This is a genomic window from Aeromicrobium alkaliterrae (assembly GCF_039529015.1).
GTDB classification, from domain to species: Bacteria; Actinomycetota; Actinomycetes; order Propionibacteriales; family Nocardioidaceae; genus Aeromicrobium; species Aeromicrobium alkaliterrae.
On sequence record NZ_BAAAME010000004.1, the window covers coordinates 847,200 to 864,159 of the forward strand.

A 16,960-nucleotide genomic window follows, 5' to 3' on the forward strand; every position below is an offset into this window, starting at 1 on the left:
GCCCGCGAGGTCCGCCGGCTCGCGACCCAGGTCCGGCCGCCGGAGGTACTCGCTGCGCGACGCCGCGCGACTGCGGACGTGCACCGGAGCCCCGAGACCGACGCCGGTCACCTCCTCCAGGAACGCGTCGACGTCGAGTGGCTCGTGCACCGCGTCACGGGCCGCCGCGTGGGCGGCGGCGAACTCCAGGACCCGGGTCGTCGGCAGCGCGTTGCCGGCGCGCCCCAGCCCGATGCGCGCCTGGGTGGTCGAGCGCAGCGCGGTCCACGAGTCCTCGGCGACCTCGCCGCTCATGCCGGACCCGTCAGCGCCAGCAACGGTGACTCGGCCAGCTCGGCGGGTGCGATCCGCCCGCGCTCGTCGACCATGCCCATGCGCGCGAGCCAGGCCTCGAACTCCGGTGCCGGGCGCAGCCCCAGCACCTGACGCACGTAGAGGGCGTCGTGGAACGACAACGACTGGTACCCGAGCATGACGTCGTCCGCCCCCGGCACCGCGATGACGAACGCGGCACCCGCGACGCCGAGCAGCGTCAGCAACGTGTCCATGTCGTCGGAGTCGGCCTCGGCGTGGTTGGTGTAGCAGACGTCGACCCCCATCGGCAGGCCCAGCAGCTTGCCGCAGAAGTGGTCCTCGAGGCCTGCACGGACGATCTGCTTGCCGTCGTAGAGGTACTCCGGGCCGATGAACCCGACGACCGTGTTGATCAGCAGCGGGTCGAGCGCCCGGGCCAGGCCGTACGAGCGCGTCTCGAGCGTCTGCTGGTCGACCGGGCGGCCGCCGACCCCGAGATGGGCCCCCGCAGACAGCGCCGAGCCCTGCCCCGTCTCGAGGTACATCACGTTGTCGCCGACGGTGCCGCGGCCGAGCGACCGACCCGCCTCGTTCGCCTCCAGCAGCATCGGGACCGTGACGCCGAAGCTCGCGTTGGCGCCCTCGGTGCCCGCGATCGACTGGAACACGAGGTCGACCGGCACGCCCTGCTCGATCAGGTCGACCGTCGTCGTGACGTGCGAGAGCACGCAGGACTGCATCGGGATCTCGAAGCGCTGGCGCACGTCGTCGAGCAGGTGCAGCAGCCGCGCGGTCGCCTGGGGCGAGTCCGACGCCGGGTTGATCCCGATGACCGCGTCGCCACACCCCATCAGCAGACCGTCGAGCGTCGCGGCGGCGATGCCGGCCGGGTCGTCGGTCGGGTGGTTCGGCTGTAGCCGCGTCGCGATGCGCCCCGGCGCGCCGATCGTCGTGCGGAAGCCGGCCGTCACCTCCGTCGCCGCCGCCACCGCGATGAGGTCCTGGTTGCGCATGAGCTTGGAGACTGCGGCGACCATCTCCGGAGTCAGCCCCGGGGACACCGCCGCGAGCGCCGCTGCTGCCCCCGGCCGCGCCGCCGTCTCCAGCAGCCAGTCGCGCAGACCGCCCACCGTGAGGTGCGAGATCGGGGCGAAGGCGGCCGCATCGTGGGCGTCGATGATCAGGCGGGTGACCTCGTCGCTCTCGTAGGGCACGACGACCTCGGACAGGAAGGTCGCCAGCGGCTCGTCCGCGAGCGCCCAGGCCGCCGCCACGCGCTCGGCGTCCGACGTGGCCGCGCAGCCGGCCAGCTGGTCGCCCGAGCGCGTCGGCGTGGCCTTCGCGAGCAGCTCGACGAGACCGTCGAACGCGTAGGTCGTGCCTCCGAGGGTGTGCCTGCGGATCACTCCAGGTCCTTCGACGCCTCCGCGAGGGCCGCGAACTCCTCGTCCGGCGACGCGGCGACGAGGCGGTGCCGGCTGTGCAGGCCGAAGTAGGCCATGAACGCCGCGAAGACCACGAGGCACCACAGCGCCGCGGTGCTGTCGACCAGGAAGGTCGCCACGACCGCGAGCACCGCCACGACGAGCGCGAAGCCGGTCGTCGCGACGCCGCCCGGCGTGCGGTACGGGCGCGGCATGTCCGGCTGCTTCACCCGCAGGACGATGTGGCTGACCATGATCAGGACGTAGCTGAGCGCCGCGCCGAAGACCGCCATGTTGAGCAGCAGCGCACCCTCGCCCGTGAACGTCAGGGCGAAGCCGATGACGCCCGGCACGATCAGCGCGAGCGTCGGCGCCTTGCGGCTGTTCGTCACCGACAGCGAGGTCGGCAGGTAGCCGGCCCGCGACAGTGCGAAGAGCTGGCGCGAGTACGCGTAGATGATCGAGAAGAAGCTCGCGACGAGGCCGGCGAGCCCGATGTAGTTGACGACCTTGGCGGCCGTGTCGTTGCTGAGCGCCTCGACGAGCGGGTTGCCCGAGCCCGACATCGCCTCGGCGCCGCCGGCACCCGTGGCCAGCACCAGCGCCAGCACGCAGGTCACGAGCAGGACGCCCATCGCGGCGATGATGCCCTTCGGCACGTTCTTCTCGGGGTCCGCCGTCTCCTCGGCGGCGAGCGGCACGCCCTCGATCGCGAGGAAGAACCAGATCGCGAACGGCAGCGCGGCCCAGATGCCCATGACGCCGAACGGCAGCAGCTCCGAGGCACCAGCGGCGTCGGTCGGGGCGATGTCGGTCAGGTTCGAGACGTCGAAGTCGCCGATCGCGGCGATCGCGAACACCACGAGCCCCAGGAGGGCGACCGAGGTGATGACGAACATGACCTTGAGCGCCTCGCCGACCCCGGCCAGGTGCACGGCGATGAACAGCACGTACACCGCGAGGTACACCCACCACCCGTCGGTGATGCCGAACAGCCCGAGCGACTCGACGTAGGCGCCGATGAAGGTCGCGATGGCCGCCGGGGCGATCGCGTACTCGATCAGGATCGCGGTCCCCGTCGCGAAACCGCCCCAGGGCCCGAGCGCGCGCCGGGCGAACGTGTAGCCACCGCCGGCCGCCGGGAGCGCCGAGGACAGCTCGGCCATGCCGAGCACCAGGGCCAGGTACATGCCCGCCACGACGACCGAGGCGATGGCGAGGCCACCGAAACCGCCCTCGGCGAGCCCGAAGTTCCAGCCCGAGTAGTCGCCTGAGACGACGTAGCTGACCCCCAGGCCCGCCAGCAGCACCCACCCGGCGCTGCCGGTGCGCAGCTGGCGCTTCTCGAGGTAGGCATCGGTCGACGATCCGGAGGTCGTCGGGGTCTGGGCGGATCGCTCCGCGTCGCTCAGGGTCATTCCACGACGCTAGGAGGCCACCGTTTCGACCGGATTTCGGCGCCGATCAGTTCTGGTTTCGCACCCTGTGAGGCGGTGCGAGGCGACCTACTTCTCGGGGTGGGCGGCGGCCTTGCGCGCCTCGACGCGACGCACCTGGGCCTTCTTGACCGCAGGCGTGATGTGCATCTCGTGCTTGGCGACGATGTACGGGGTCTCGCCGACGATCGCGTTGTGGCTGCCGCTGAAGAGGTACTTGCTGCTCAGGTTGATCATCGTGGCGGCCCGGTTGCGTCCGCCGAGCAGCGTCGCCACGTGCAGCGCGACCCAGATGATCCAGGCCGGGAAGCCGGTCAGGCGCGGCAGGTGGGTGATCTCCGCGACGGCCGAGGACTTGCCGATCGTGGCCATCGTGCCCTTGTCGGAGTACTTGAACGCCTTGACCGAGTCGCGCTTGCCCTTGAGGTCGGCCTTGATGACCTTGGCGACGTGCTTGCCGCCCTGGATCGCTGGCTGGGCCAGCTGCGGAAGGCTGCTCGGGCCGATCGAGATGTCGCCGATCGCGAAGGTGTTCTCGATGCCGTTGACGGCCTGGTGCTCGTCGACCTCGATGCGGCCGCCCCGCCCCTGGGGGACGTTCCAGTCGAGCACCGTGGGGTGCGCCGTGACGCCCGTGGCCCACACGACGATGCCGGCCTCCAGGAACTCCTCCTGGCCGTCCTTCTCGACGAGGACGCCGTCGGCCCGCACCTCCTTGACCGCGGTGTTCAGGCGCAGGTCGACGTCACGCTTGTCCAGCGAGCGCTTGGCGTAGTCGCGCAGCTTCTCGTGGAACGGGCCGAGCACGTGCGGCGCCATCTCGAGCAGCGTCACGTGGATCTTGGCCCGGTCGAGCTCGGGGTAGGTCGTCGGCATGTCGTTGTTGCGGAACTCCGCGAACGCACCGGCCGTCTCGACGCCCGTGGCGCCGCCGCCCACGACCACCAGGCGCAGGTCGCGGTCCTGGCCGTTGATCGCGAACTCCTCGAGGTTCTCGAAGAGGCGGTCGCGCACCTGGAGGGCGTCGGAGCGCTTGTAGAGCGGGATCGCGAACTCCTCGGCGCCCGGGGTGCCGAAGTAGTTCGTCGTGACGCCGTTGGCGAGCACGAGGTAGTCGTAGGACACCGAGACGTCGCCGTGCAGGCTGAGCCGCTTCTGCTGGTGGTCGATGCCCGTGACGATGCCCTTGAGGAAGCGCACGTTGCGCTGCTTGGCCCGCACGGCGCGCAGGAACCAGGTGATGTCGCCGGGGTTCAGGCTGGCGGTCGCGACCTGGTACAGCAGCGGCTGGAAGGTGTTGTACGTGTGCCGGTCGATCAGCGTGATCGAGACGTCGGCGCGGCGCAGCTTGCGCACGAGCGCGAGTCCTCCGAACCCACCTCCGACCACGACGACGTGGGGACGCTTGGGGGCTGTGGACGCGGCAACGGACATACCCCGAGTCTACGAGCCTCGACCGCAGAGGCACACGCAGGACGGCCTCACGTGACGGGTCTCACCGAGCAGCCCACTCCCGGACCGTCGGGTGCCGCAGCAGCACGTACGAGACGAGCGAGGCACTGGTGATCGCCAGGGCCTCGGGAGCCGAGATCGCGACCGCCGCGCTCGCGATCGCGCTGAGCGCCGCCAGGCCGATCGCGGGGACGAGGAGACGCTTGCGACGGAACAGCAGGGCCGCGCCCACACCAGCTCCGGCCAGCGCGAGGAGGGCCAGCAGGCTGAGCACGACGACCGTGAGCGTCACGGTCAGGTCGCTGCTCGAGAGGCCGTACACGGCCTCCGGCGGCAGCGGTGTGCCGGAGCGCTCGCCGGCGGCCTCGGCGTACAGGTCGGGCGACACGGCCCGGACCACGTAGAGCAGGGCGACCGAACCGAGGTAGGCCGCGACCAGCAGACTCGCGACGATCATCGTGATGGCCGCCCCGAGGAGCGTGCCCGGCATGGCGTCGCGGTTCGGCAGGACCGACAGCGGCGGACCCCAGCCGGGAGGCGTGCCGTACGGCTGGGGCTGGCCCTGGTGCGGCGGGTAGGGGTACGGGTGGCCCTGCGGCGGCGGGGGCGCGACGCCCGAGACGCGCGGCGGTTGACCCTGCTGCGGCGGCCACGACTGCTGCGGGGGCACCGGTCCGCGCCCCGTCAGCGCGTCGACGTCGGCCGAACGGCCACGCTGCGGGCCGAGGCCCTGGCGGGCCCGGGCCCGCGCGACGAGCTCGGGCGAGGGCGTGCGGTCGTTCTTCAGGTCGAACCAGACCCGGGCCTCCGGGGTCCAGAGCACGATCGCCACGGCGATCAGCACGATCGCCGGGAAGATGCCCCACAGCCCGCCGACGAGGGTCAGCGTGAAGCCCGCGAACGCGCTCAGCACGGTCAGCGCGACGCGCGAGTGCCGGTCGCCCCGGACGGCGTAGATCGCGAACACCATCGTGGCGATCGAGAGCACCGTGACGCCGTAGAACGCGATGCGCAGCCAGACCAGGACCGTGTCGAGCGAGAGGTTGGCACCGACGCCGGCCTCCTCGAGGCTCGTCGTGATGACCTCCTGGAGCTCCAGGGAGCCCCAGTCGGACAGCACCGTGACGACGTTCGTGAGGATCAGGAAGGCCGCGAAGGCCGCGCCGATGCACGCGACCGTGACGGCCGGCGGACGGCGCAGCTCCTCGCTCATGCCCACCATCCCATCACGTCAGGCCCAACGCCGGCACCCGAGTACGGGCTCAGCCGGTCGCGACGGTCAGCCCGTCGAGCTCGGGATCGCGGTCGACCCGGACGGTGGCGCCGTCCAGCACCTCGCCCGCCAGCAGCGACCGCGCGAGCCGGTCGCCGATGGCCTGCTGCACCAGCCGGCGCAGGGGACGCGCCCCGTACGCCGGGTCCCAGCCGGTCACGGCGAGCCACTCCTTGGCCGCGTCGGTGACCTCCAGCGTGATGCGCCGCGACGCGAGGCGCTGCTGGAGCGAGTCCAGCTGCAGGTCGACGATGTGCGTCAGCTCCTCGGTGCCCAGGGGGTCGAACAGCACGACCTCGTCGAGGCGGTTGAGGAACTCGGGCTTGAACGCGACCTTGACGGTCTCCATGACGGCGTCGCGCTTCGCGGCCTCGTCGAGCGTCGGGTCGGTCAGGAACGTCGAGCCGAGGTTGCTCGTGAGGATCACGATGCTCTGGCGGAAGTCGACCGTGCGGCCCTGGCCGTCGGTCAGGCGACCGTCGTCGAGCACCTGCAGCAGGACGTCGAACACCTCTGGGTGCGCCTTCTCGACCTCGTCGAGCAGGATCACCGAGTACGGACGGCGACGCACGGCCTCGGTCAGCTGGCCGCCGTCGGAGTGGCCGACGTAGCCGGGAGGCGCGCCGACCAGGCGGGCGACGCTGTGCTTCTCGCCGTACTCGCTCATGTCGAGGCGCACGATCGCGCGCTCGTCGTCGAACAGGAACGCCGCCAGGCTCTTGGCCAGCTCGGTCTTGCCCACGCCGGTGGGGCCGAGGAACAGGAACGAGCCCGTGGGGCGGTCGGGGTCGGAGATGCCCGCGCGGCTGCGGCGCACGGCGTCGGAGACCGCGGTGACGGCGGCCTTCTGGCCGATGAGCCGGCGACCCAGCTCCTCCTCCATCCGCAGGAGCTTGCCCGACTCGCCCTCGAGCAGACGGCCCGTGGGGATGCCCGTCCACGCCGCGACGACCTCGGCGATCTCGTCGGCGCCGACCTCCTCGCGGACCATGCGGTCCTGCGTGGCGGCGCTCGCCTCGGCCTCCTGGGCCGCCTCGAGCTGCTTCTCCATCGCCGGGATCTCGCCGTAGAACAGCTTGCTGGCCGTCTCGTAGTCGCCCTCGCGCTGGGCTCGCTCGGCGGCGATGCGCGTCTCGTCGATGCGCTCCTTGATCTCACCGACCGCGTTGAGGCTCTGCTTCTCGCTCTCCCAGCGCTGCTCGAGCGCGCGCAGGGTCTCGGCCTTGTCGGCCTTCTCCACGCGCAGCTTCTCGAGGCGGTCGACGCTGGCGGGATCGCTCTCCTTGGCCAGGTGCAGCTCCTCCATCGTCAGCCGGTCGAGGCCGCGGCGGAGCTCGTCGATCTCGACGGGGCTCGAGTCGATCTCCATGCGCAGGCGGCTGCTGGACTCGTCGACGAGGTCGATCGCCTTGTCGGGCAGCTGACGGCCCGTGATGTAGCGGTCCGAGAGGGTCGCCGCGGCGACGAGGGCGGCGTCGGAGATCTCGACCTTGTGGTGCGCCTCGTACGTCGACTTGATGCCGCGCAGGATCGCGATCGTGTCCTCGACGCTGGGCTCGCCGACGAAGACCTGCTGGAAGCGGCGCTCGAGCGCGGGGTCCTTCTCGAGGTGCTCGCGGTACTCGTCGAGCGTCGTCGCACCGATCATGCGCAGCTCACCGCGCGCGAGCATCGGCTTGAGCATGTTGCCGGCGTCCATCGCCGAGTCGCCGCCGGCGCCCGCACCCACGACGGTGTGCAGCTCGTCGATGAACGTGATGACCTGGCCCTCGGACTCCTTGATCTCCGAGAGCACGGCCTTGAGCCGCTCCTCGAACTCGCCGCGGTACTTCGCGCCGGCGACCATCGCGCCGAGGTCGAGGCTGATGAGGCGGCGACCCTTGAGGCTGTCCGGCACGTCGCCCGCGACGATGCGCTGGGCGAGGCCCTCGACGACGGCGGTCTTGCCGACGCCGGGCTCGCCGATCAGGACGGGGTTGTTCTTGGTGCGGCGGCTCAGCACCTGGATCACGCGACGGATCTCGGAGTCGCGGCCGATCACGGGGTCGAGCTTGCCCTCGCGGGCGACCTCGGTCAGGTCGACGCCGTACTTCTCGAGCGATTGGTAGGAGTCCTCGGCGTCGGCGCTCGTGGCGCGCGCGGACCCGCGCACGGCCTCGAAGGCGGCCTGCAGGGAGGCCGGGGTCGCGCCGGCGCGGGTCAGCAGCTCGGCAGTGGGCGAGGCGACCGTCGCGATCGCGACGACGAGGTGCTCGGTCGAGGTGAACTCGTCGCCCAGGCTGCCGGCCAGCTCCTGGGCCTGCTGCAGGACGGCGTGGCTCGAGCGGCTCAGGCCGGGGTTGGCGAGGCTGCTCCCGGTCGCGCTGGGTAGCGCGTCCAGCTCGGCGGTCAGGCCGGTCGCGACCGCGCGGGGGTCGATGCCGGCGGCCTGCAGCAGCGGCGTGGCCGTGCCGCCCTCCTGGCGCAGCAGCGCGGTCAGCACGTGCGCGGGCTCGACGGCGGGGTTGCCGGCCGCGGAGGCGAGACTGATCGCGGCGGCGAGCGCCTGCTGGCTGCGCGTCGTGAAGGTGTCGAGATTCATGGGCATGCTCCTGAAGCGAACGTAGGTCCTGCCTAGATCAACCGCACCAAAGTTGAGTCCATTCCCCTCAAGTCTCCCTTTCTCCCTGGGCGGTGAGTGAGTCGCCCATCCCCGCGTGGGGCGGTGAGTGAGTCGCCCATCCGGGCCGGTGAAGGGCGACCAGCTCACCGCCCATCGGGTGGGCGGGGCTCATGGGAGGGCGGGGCCGAGGTCGGTGATGATCTTGGCGACGCGGCGGGCGCGGGTGTCGGCGGCCTTGGCGCCCTCGACGTTCGTGACGTGCGCCTTCTGCTTGCTGGGCGCGAGCTGGTCGAACGCCTCGCGAAGGCCGGTACCGGCCAGCGCCGCCGCCAGGTCCTCGGGCACCTCGACGGTGCGCGGCGCGGTGTCGACGGTCAGCGTCACCGTGATCGCGTCGCCCCCGCCCAGCCCGGTCGCCTCGCGCTTGTCGGAGCTGAACGGGATCAGGTACTTCCCGCCCATGACTGCGATCGTGCTGCGGTACTCGAAGCCGTTGACGTCGACCACGACCGGCGCGCGCTTGCCCGCGGCCAACGCCTCGACGACCGGCTCGGGCACCTCGATGCCGGTGTTGTTGCCCTGCTGGAACAGGGTCGTCTCGAAGGTCGCCATGCCTCAGATCGTCGCACCGGATCCCGCCCCGCGCGACCCCTCACCGCCCCGGGGTCAGGAGGGCGGGGCGGGCGGAGCCGGGGCGCCGCGCGGCGGGGCGAGCTTGGCGAACGTCGCGCCTCCGGCGGGAGCGCTCTCAGCCACCGCGACGCCGGGCTTCTCGCGGCCCGGTGCCGGGTCCCACCCGGTCTCGACGACCTTCTTCTGCACGAGCCACGCGGCAGCCAGCACCAGCAGGCCGAGCAGCGCGATGACGACGAGCCCGCCGGTCGACCCGATGTCGGCGCTGTAGCCGACGAGGATGCCGAACCAGCCGAAGTCGGTGTCGCCGAACGTCGTGTTGGCCGAGCCGAAGTCGCCCAGCACCTCGAGCAGCAGCGCCGGCAGGAACGTGATCAGCAGGCCGTTGACGAAGCCACCGGCCACCGCACCGCGGCGACCACCCGTCGCGTTGCCGTAGACGCCGGCCGCACCGCCGGTGAAGAAGTGCGGCACGAGCCCGGGCAGGATCAGCGCCAGCCCGAGCGCCGGGTTGAGCCACAGCGACAGCACCGCGAGGCCGATCAGTCCGCCGGTGAAGCTCGAGACGAAGCCGACCAGCACGGCGTTCTGCGCGTACGGGAAGACGATGGGCGCGTCGAGCGCCGGGATCGCACCCGGCACGACCTTCGCCGCGATGCCCTGGAACGCCGGCACGAGCTCGCCGAGGATCGTGCGCACGCCGAACAGGATCACGGCCACCGCGACGCCGAACTGCAGGCCCTGCGTCACCGCCAGCATCAGGAAGTTGCCGACGTCCTCCGCCCCACCGAACGCCTCGAACGACTCGGCCTGCCCGACGCGACCGAGCGCGATCAGCGCGATCACGACGTACATCACCATCATCGACAGCGCCGTCGCGACCATCGAGTCGCGCAGGAACCGCAGCGATTCGGGCAGCTTCATGTCCTCGGTGCTCTTGCTCGAGCGCCCGACGAGGCGGCCCACGGTGCCCGCGGCGACGTAGCCCGCGGTGCCGAAGTGGCCGATCGCCACGCTGTCGTCACCCGTGATGCGGCGCGTCCACGGGTGCGCGAACGCGGGCAGCGAGACCATCAGGATGCCGAGCAGCGCGCCGCCGAGCGCCACCGTCACGCCGCCGCTGTAGCCGGCCGACGCGAGCACGATCGTCAGCAGCGTCGCCATGAAGAGGGTGTGGTGCCCCGTCAGGAACACGTAGCGCAGCGGCGTGAACCGCGCGAGCACGAGGCTCACCGCGAAGCCCAGGATCATGAGCCACGCGACCTGCGCGCCGTACCGCTCCTGCGCGATGCCGACGATCGCCTCGTTCGTCGGGATCACGCCCTGCGCGCCCGTCGCCGACTGGATCAGCGCGCCGAGCGGGTCGAGCGAGGCGACCACGAGCGTCGCGCCCGCGCCGATCAGCAGGAAGCCGAGCGTCGCCTTCATCGCGCCGCCGACGACCTGCCCGGTCGAGCGACGCAGGGCGATCAGGCCGACCGCGGTGATGATGCCGATGAGGAACGCGGGGACGCTGAGGATCTCGTTGACGAGGAACTCAGGCACAGCGACCAGCCAGTTCATGGGGTCTTCGCTTTCGTGGAGGTGAGGTCTAGACGTCGTACAGCTCGCGCAGCGCGGCGTCGAGCTCGGTCGTGCTGGTGAAGTTCTGGACGACCTTGACCGGGATGCCGACGTCGCCGAGGGTGCGGGCGATCTCGCCGGAGGTCAGGATCAGCTCGGCGTCCTTGGCCTTGCCGCGCGCGGAGATCGTGTCGGTCGCCTCGACCGTCACGAAGCTCGACCACTTCCAGCGGTCGAGGACCTGCTCGAGGGTGTTCTTGAGGAACAGGCTCGTGCCGAGGCCGTTGCCGCAGACCGTGAGGATCAGGTGACGGTCGGAGCCGGCGGCGGGCGCAGCGGCGGGCTCGGCCTCCGGGGCGGGCACCTCCTCGCCGCGCAGGATCGCCAGGACGGCCTCGGCCGAGGTGGCGGCGTCGAGCGCGGCCTTGCGCCGGGGATCGCCGATGACCTCGGCGAGCTCGGCCATCGCGCTGGTGTGGGCACCGTCGTCCTTCGCCGCGAGGGCGACGACGAGGGTCACGGGGTCGTTCGTGGCGTGACCGAACGGCACGGGCGAGGCCAGGCGCACCCACGACAGGCCGGTGCGGTGCACCGCCTCCGAGGGGCGGGCGTGGGCGAACGCGAAGCCGGGGGCGATGACGATGTACGGGCCGTTCTCGGCGACGTTGTCGACCATCGACTGCGTGTAGGCGGCCTCAGCGACGCCGGTCTGCTCCAGGAGCATGCCGGCGAGCCTGATCGCGGCCTCGTGGTCGGGGGCCTGGACGTCGAGCGCGATCGCGTCGCCCTCCAGCAGGGACGCAAGAGTGGACATGCCACTGAGCCTATTCCGGTGACGGGGGTCACGCGGGGTCGCGGTCGTCCCACCCCGTTCCCGCCCGGCCCGTCGGCCCCCCGTGGGAGGATGGCCGCCATGGCTCAACGCGACGTGCGCAACCGCGCCAAGGGCCTGACCCCCGAGCTGGTGGCCCGCACGGCCCTGGAGCTCATCGACGACGAGGGCGTCGGCGCGGCCTCGATGCGCGCGATCGCCGCGCGCCTCGGCGTCGAGGCGATGTCGCTCTACAAGCACGTCAGCACCCGCGACGAGCTGCTCGACCTCGTCGTCGAGCTCGTCGTCGCCGAGCTCGACGAGGACCCGCAGGTGCGCCGCGACGCCGCCGACGGCTGGCGCGACTACCTCTCCCGGCTCGCCCGCGGCGTGCGCCGGTACGCCCTCGCGCACCCGCACGCGTTCCCTCTCGTCACCACGCGGCCGGCCGAGGCGCCGTGGATCAACCCGCCGCTGCGGTCGTTGGCCTGGATCGAGTCGATGCTCGCGACCCTGCACGACGCGGGCTTCTCCGACGAGCAGGTGCTCTTCACGTACCGCTCGTTCAACAGCTTCCTGCTCGGCTACCTGCTGATGGAGTCCGGCGCCCGCACGCTGCGCGACCCGCAGGACGGCGACGGCTCGATGGGCACCAGCAGCGAGCCCATCCCCGGCGGCCTCACCCCGACACGCACCGACGCCGAGCAGGAGGCGGTCGCCGAGGCCGAGACGCCGCAGGAGCAGCTCGACCCGCAGGGCGACATCGAGGTCGCGGACTTCCCGACGATCCACCGGCTCGCCGAGCGGCTGGCCGAGGACCGCTTCGACGAGGAGTTCGAGCGCGGCCTGGAGCGCCTGCTGGACGCCGTCGCCGCTCAGCTCGCCTGACGAGACCCGACTCACGTCACCTCGAGTTGCAGGGTGCCGGGACCGGCGTATTCTCGAAGTATGGCTTACACCGTAAGCCGCATCGGTTCACCGCCGGTGATCGCCAAGATTGAGGAGCACGCCATGGGCATCGTCGACAAGGCCAAGAACACCGCCGAGAAGCTGGCCGGTCAGGCCAAGGAGAAGACCGGGGACGCCACCGGCAACGACGACCTCAAGAACGAGGGCAAGAAGGACCAGGCCAAGGGCAGCCTGAAGAACGCCGGCGAGGACGTCAAGGACGCCTTCAAGAAGTAGTCACCCGGCGCGCGGGGGTCCGCCAGCGAGCGGGCCCCCTCAAGCCCTGTCAGGAAGAAGCAGTCATGAGCGGTCAGAACCCCGTCGATCCGCCGGTCGACCACCCCGTCGACCCCGTCATCGCCGTGGGCCCCGACGGTCCCCTCACCACTCCCGCGGGGAGCAGCGCGCCCGACCCGGCCGTCCCGCCGACCACCGAGCCCGCGCCTCGTCGCCGCTCGGGACTGGACGACAAGGGCCGCGTCAAGCGCACCCGCGCCGCCACCGCGTGGGCCTCGGCCGTCGCGCTCGCGGTCGTCACCGTGCTGTTCGTGATCTTCATCGTGCAGAACTCGCAGTCGGTCACGATCGACTTCCTGTGGATGTCCGGCCAGATCTCAGCCGCGGCCGCCCTGCTGATCGCCGCCGTCGCGGGGGCGCTGCTCGTCGCGATCCCCGCCGGCGTCCGCATCGGCCAGCTCCGCCACTCCCTGCGCCGCAACGCCTGACCCCTGGGCGGTGAGTTAGCGTCCATCGCGCCGCCGGGCGGTGAGTACGCGTCCGTCTGGCCACACGAAATGGACGCCAGCTCACCGCCGGCCGCGGTGAACGGACGCTAGCTCACCGCCCGCCGGGTGGGTCAGCGGCGGAGGGCGCGCAGGGAGCCGACGTGGAGGATCTCCGTGAAGCCGTCGGCGAGGGCCCGTTCGTAGATGTGGAACGGGGCCTGACCGCCGTCGGCGGGATCGGGGAAGACGTCGTGGATCACCAGGACGCCGCCCTCGCGCACGTGCCCGGCCCAGCCGTCGTAGTCGTTCTGCGCGGCCTCCTCGGTGTGGCCGCCGTCGATGAACACCGCGTCGAGCGGGGTAGCCCAGAACGCCGAGATCGTCGTCGAGCGGCCCACGACCGGCACCACGACCTCCTCGAGCCCCGCCTCGAACAGCGCCTGGCGCGCGAAGGGCAGCGTGTCCATCGCGCCCACGCGCGGGTCGACGAGCTCGGCGTCGTGATACTCCCAGCCGACCTGCTGCTCCTCCGAGCCGCGGTGGTGATCGAGCGTCACGAGCGTCGCCCCGGCCTCGCGCACGACGTGTCCGAGGTGGATCGCCGACTTCCCGCAGTACGTGCCGATCTCGACGACGGTCCCGCCCGGCCGCACGTGCGCCGCGACGACCGCGCGCAGAGCGTCGGCCTCGTCGTCGGGCAGGAACCCCTTGGTTCGCGCCGCAACCTCGGCCAGCGCCGGCGGCAGCGGCACGGGAGCGATCTCCTGCGGCGGCGGGTACGCCGACCACGCCAGCACCGCGTCACGGACCCCGAGGCCGGCGCCGGCGAACAGGTTCGATCCCTCGGAGATCCCGTAGAGGGCGTCGTACGCCAGGATGACCGATCCGGCCGTCCACGTCGTGCGCTCGTCGGGCCAGCGCTGCTCGCTCGCGTACTCCAGACCGGTCCAGTACGAGCCGTCGGCCTCCCGCAGGTGCTGCATGTCGGCGAAGACCTGCGCAGCCTCGTCCGGGCGTCCGTTCGCCGCGAGCGCCAGCACGAGCTCGCACGTCTCCGCGCCCGTGACCCACGTGTTGGGGGTGACGCACCGGACCCCGCGACCCGGGACGACGAAGGTGTCCCAGCCCTGCTCGATCCGACGATCCGCGTCCACCTGCGACCACGGGGCGCCGAGCAGCGGGTAGTACCAGTCCATCGAGTGCGGCTTCGGCTCGAACAGCGAGGGATCCGCCAGCGCTGCGGCGACCCGCTCGGCCGCAGCCTCCCACTCCGGGCGGGACTCCCCCACGACGTCGCTGAGGCCGACGGCGCACCGCAGCGAGAACGCGATGCTGGCGTTGCCCGTCACGAGGGCGTCGGGCTCGCCCGGGGTCCAGACGAAGGCACCGTCAGCGCGCTGCAGCGGGAGAACGGCGTCGATCGCCGCGTCCACCGTCGACCACAGCTCCTCCACGAACTCCGAGGAGCCCGTGACGAGCCAGTGGTGCCACACCCCGGTGGCGATGTAGGCCGTGAAGTTGGCGTCGAGGTAGTGATCGACCGCCTCGCCGTCGACGTACTTGGCCGCCCACGACCCGTCGGGCAGCTGCGCCGACGCCGACCACGCGTAGGCGCGCTCGGCCTGCGCGTGGAAGCCGGCCGCGGACAGGCCCATCGCGGCCTGCACGTGGTCCCACGGGTCGAGGTGACCGCCGACGTGCCACGGGATGGCGCCGGACTCCTCCTGCTGCGTCGCGATCCAGGCGGCGGTGTGCAGCACCTGCGCGGGGGTCAGCGGCGGGTTCACCACGGCTTGGTGAAGTACAGCGCGACGCTCTTGCCGATGAGCGGGTTGAGCGCCTGCTCCGCGAGACGGGTCGCTCGGGGGGCCTTCATCATGTCCCAGACCAGCAGCTGGTGGTACGCGCGCACCGCGGGGTGCTGGTCGCGCTGCACGCCCACGGCGCACTTGATCCACCAGTACGGCGCGTGGAGCGCGTGCGCGTGGTGTTGGTGCAGGAACTGCAGCCCCGTCAGCTCGAGCTTGTCGCGCAGCTCGTCGGCCGTGTAGATGCGGATGTGACCACCCTCGTTGGCGTGGTACTCGTCGCTGAGCGCCCAGCAGATCTTCTCGGGCAGCCAGCGCGGCACCGTGACGGCCAGCATGCCGCCGGGCGCGAGGATGCGGGTCAGCTCGCGGATCGCGGTGACGTCCTCGGGGACGTGCTCGAGGATCTCCGAGGCCAGCACGACGTCGAAGGAGTTGTCCTCGTACGGCATGTCGAGGATCGTGCCGACCTCCACGCGGCCGCGACCGCCCGGCGGGACCTCGCCCTCGAGCTCCATCGCGCCGAACATCCCGTCGACGCCCTTGAGCTCGACCTCGTCCATGTCGAACGCGGTGACGTCAGCGCCGCGGCGCAGGGCCTCGAAGGAGTGGCGTCCGGCGCCGGCACCGACGTCGATGAAACGGGTGCCACGACCCACGCGGAGTCGGTCGAAGTCAACGGTCAGCACGGCGGGTCCTCGTCTTGGTCTTGGCGATGGCGGTCTCGTAGGCGGACACCGTGGCGCGGGCCACGGACGTCCAGCTGAAGCGTTCCTCGACCCGGGCGAGGCCGGCAGCGCTGAGGCGCTCGCGCTCGTGCGGGTCGTCCAGCAGGGCGGCGAGCGCGTCGGTCAGCTCGCCGACGTCGCCCGGGGTGACCAGGATGGCGGCGTCGCCGACGACCTCGGGCAGCGCACCGGCGCGGCTGGCCACGACGGGCGTGCCGCACGCCAGCCCCTCGACGGTCGGCAGGCTGAAGCCCTCGTAGAGCGACGGGACGGCCATGACCTCGGCCGACGCGAGCAGCGCGGCGAGGTCGTCGTCGGTCAGGCCGCTGTAGAGCGTGACCGCGTCGGACAGGCCGAGCTCGTCGATGCGGCGAGCCGTGGCGCTCTTCGGGTCGATGCGGGAGACGAGGTGCAGCTCGACGTCGCGCTCGACGCGCAGCTTGGCCACCGACTCGAGCAGGTGCGCGACGCCCTTGAGCGGGGAGTCGGCGCTGGCGACCGCGACGATGCGGCCCGGCACGCGCTCGCCCCGGGGGCGGAAGACGTCGGTGTCGACGCCGAGCGGGACGACGGTCATGCGCTCGGGGTCGATGCCGAAGTCGGTGATCGTGTCGGTGGCCGACGCCGTCGAGACGGTCAGCAGCGCCGGGAGACGCCGGGCGACCTGCGCCTGCATCCGCACGAAGCCGTACCAGCGGCGCACGCTGACCTGCTTGCGCAGCGACGCCGCGGCGATGTCGAGCCGACGGTCGCGGCTGATCGGGTGGTGGATCGTCGCGACCAAGGGGATGCCACGGCGCAGCAGCCACAACAGGCCGTAGCCGAGCGACTGGTTGTCGTGCACGACGTCGACGTCGGCCAGGCGGGGGTCGCGCGCCATGCGCAGGGTGAACGTGAGGGGCTCGGGGAACCCGGCGGTCAGCATCGTCAGGTACTCGAGGACGTCGATCGGACCGCGGAACTCCCGCAGGTGCGGCGTGCGGAACGGGTCGGGGTCGCGGTACAGGTCGAGGCTCGGGACCTTCTCGAGCGTGACGCGCGGATCCAGGTTCTCGGGGTACGGCTGACCCGAGTAGACCGTGACCTCGTGACCCAGCTCGGCCAGCCCGCGGCTCAGGTGTCGGACGTACACACCCTGACCACCACTGTGCTCCTTGCTGCGATACGACAGCAGTGCGATGCGCATTCCACCTCCGACCTCGCCAGCAATCCTGTCACGGTCAGTTGCACTTCGCTCCGGCGGTCTGCACGTGGCTGAGGTTC

At 71.6% G+C, this 16,960-nt stretch carries 15 protein-coding genes; 3 read left to right on the plus strand and 12 right to left on the minus strand.

What is annotated here, in order from left to right; all coding sequences use genetic code 11:
* The 9 genes from ABD127_RS12220 to ABD127_RS12260 all read right to left on the minus strand — a co-directional run.
* A partial coding sequence (locus ABD127_RS12220; RefSeq protein WP_344201844.1) for an ethanolamine ammonia-lyase light chain EutC occupies positions 1-294 on the minus strand: 294 nt, incomplete at its 3' end.
* Complete coding sequence (locus ABD127_RS12225) at positions 291-1,700, minus strand: ethanolamine ammonia-lyase subunit EutB (protein ID WP_344201847.1); 1,410 nt, start codon at positions 1,698-1,700, stop codon at positions 291-293. The genes ABD127_RS12225 and ABD127_RS12220, both read right to left, overlap by 4 nt.
* Positions 1,697-3,136 (minus strand): ethanolamine permease, encoded by a 1,440-nt coding sequence (gene eat, locus ABD127_RS12230; RefSeq protein ID WP_344201850.1) that lies wholly within the window; start codon positions 3,134-3,136, stop codon positions 1,697-1,699. Before eat ends, ABD127_RS12225 begins: the two co-directional genes overlap by 4 nt.
* 87 nt (positions 3,137-3,223) lie before the next feature.
* Entirely contained in the window at positions 3,224-4,588 is a 1,365-nt protein-coding gene (locus ABD127_RS12235) for an NAD(P)/FAD-dependent oxidoreductase (protein WP_344201852.1), read from the minus strand.
* A gap of 61 nt (positions 4,589-4,649) precedes the next feature.
* Positions 4,650-5,819 carry a cytochrome c oxidase subunit II gene (locus ABD127_RS12240; protein WP_344201855.1) on the minus strand — a complete coding sequence of 390 codons (1,170 nt, stop codon included), beginning with the start codon at positions 5,817-5,819 and terminating at the stop codon, positions 4,650-4,652.
* 49 nt (positions 5,820-5,868) lie between these two features.
* Positions 5,869-8,460 (minus strand): ATP-dependent chaperone ClpB, encoded by a 2,592-nt coding sequence (clpB, locus tag ABD127_RS12245; protein ID WP_344201858.1) that lies wholly within the window; start codon positions 8,458-8,460, stop codon positions 5,869-5,871.
* 189 nt (positions 8,461-8,649) lie between these two features.
* Entirely contained in the window at positions 8,650-9,093 is a 444-nt protein-coding gene (locus tag ABD127_RS12250) for a YdeI/OmpD-associated family protein (RefSeq protein WP_344201860.1), read from the minus strand.
* A 54-nt stretch (positions 9,094-9,147) separates the two neighbouring features.
* On the minus strand, positions 9,148-10,677 hold the full coding sequence (ulaA, locus tag ABD127_RS12255; protein WP_344201861.1) for a PTS ascorbate transporter subunit IIC: 1,530 nt from the start codon (positions 10,675-10,677) through the stop codon (positions 9,148-9,150).
* 28 nt (positions 10,678-10,705) lie between these two features.
* Complete coding sequence (locus tag ABD127_RS12260) at positions 10,706-11,491, minus strand: PTS sugar transporter subunit IIAB (RefSeq protein ID WP_344201863.1); 786 nt, start codon at positions 11,489-11,491, stop codon at positions 10,706-10,708.
* A gap of 99 nt (positions 11,492-11,590) precedes the next feature.
* Between ABD127_RS12260 and ABD127_RS12265 the strand changes: the two genes are divergently transcribed.
* The 3 genes from ABD127_RS12265 to ABD127_RS12275 all read left to right on the plus strand — a co-directional run bounded on the left by ABD127_RS12265 (position 11,591) and on the right by ABD127_RS12275 (position 13,161).
* The gene (locus ABD127_RS12265; protein ID WP_344201867.1) at positions 11,591-12,376 is read left to right on the plus strand and encodes a TetR/AcrR family transcriptional regulator; all 786 of its coding nucleotides are present in this window, start codon (positions 11,591-11,593) and stop codon (positions 12,374-12,376) included.
* 60 nt (positions 12,377-12,436) lie between these two features.
* Positions 12,437-12,673 (plus strand): CsbD family protein, encoded by a 237-nt coding sequence (locus ABD127_RS12270; RefSeq protein ID WP_344201870.1) that lies wholly within the window; start codon positions 12,437-12,439, stop codon positions 12,671-12,673.
* Between the two features lie 65 nt (positions 12,674-12,738).
* Positions 12,739-13,161 carry a lipopolysaccharide assembly protein LapA domain-containing protein gene (locus ABD127_RS12275; RefSeq protein WP_344201873.1) on the plus strand — a complete coding sequence of 141 codons (423 nt, stop codon included), beginning with the start codon at positions 12,739-12,741 and terminating at the stop codon, positions 13,159-13,161.
* A gap of 131 nt (positions 13,162-13,292) precedes the next feature.
* Here ABD127_RS12275 and ABD127_RS12280 read toward each other — a convergent pair whose 3' ends face one another.
* The 3 genes from ABD127_RS12280 to ABD127_RS12290 are packed head-to-tail and all read right to left on the minus strand — an operon-like array spanning position 13,293 to position 16,883.
* A complete protein-coding gene (locus ABD127_RS12280; protein WP_344201876.1) occupies positions 13,293-14,948 on the minus strand; it encodes a class I SAM-dependent methyltransferase in 1,656 nt (551 codons plus the stop codon).
* Complete coding sequence (locus tag ABD127_RS12285; protein ID WP_344201878.1) at positions 14,945-15,658, minus strand: class I SAM-dependent methyltransferase; 714 nt, start codon at positions 15,656-15,658, stop codon at positions 14,945-14,947. The genes ABD127_RS12280 and ABD127_RS12285 overlap by 4 nt, the downstream gene beginning before the upstream one ends.
* Entirely contained in the window at positions 15,645-16,883 is a 1,239-nt protein-coding gene (locus ABD127_RS12290; RefSeq protein ID WP_344201881.1) for a glycosyltransferase family 4 protein, read from the minus strand. The genes ABD127_RS12285 and ABD127_RS12290 overlap by 14 nt, the downstream gene beginning before the upstream one ends.
* Positions 16,884-16,960 lie beyond the last annotated feature (77 nt).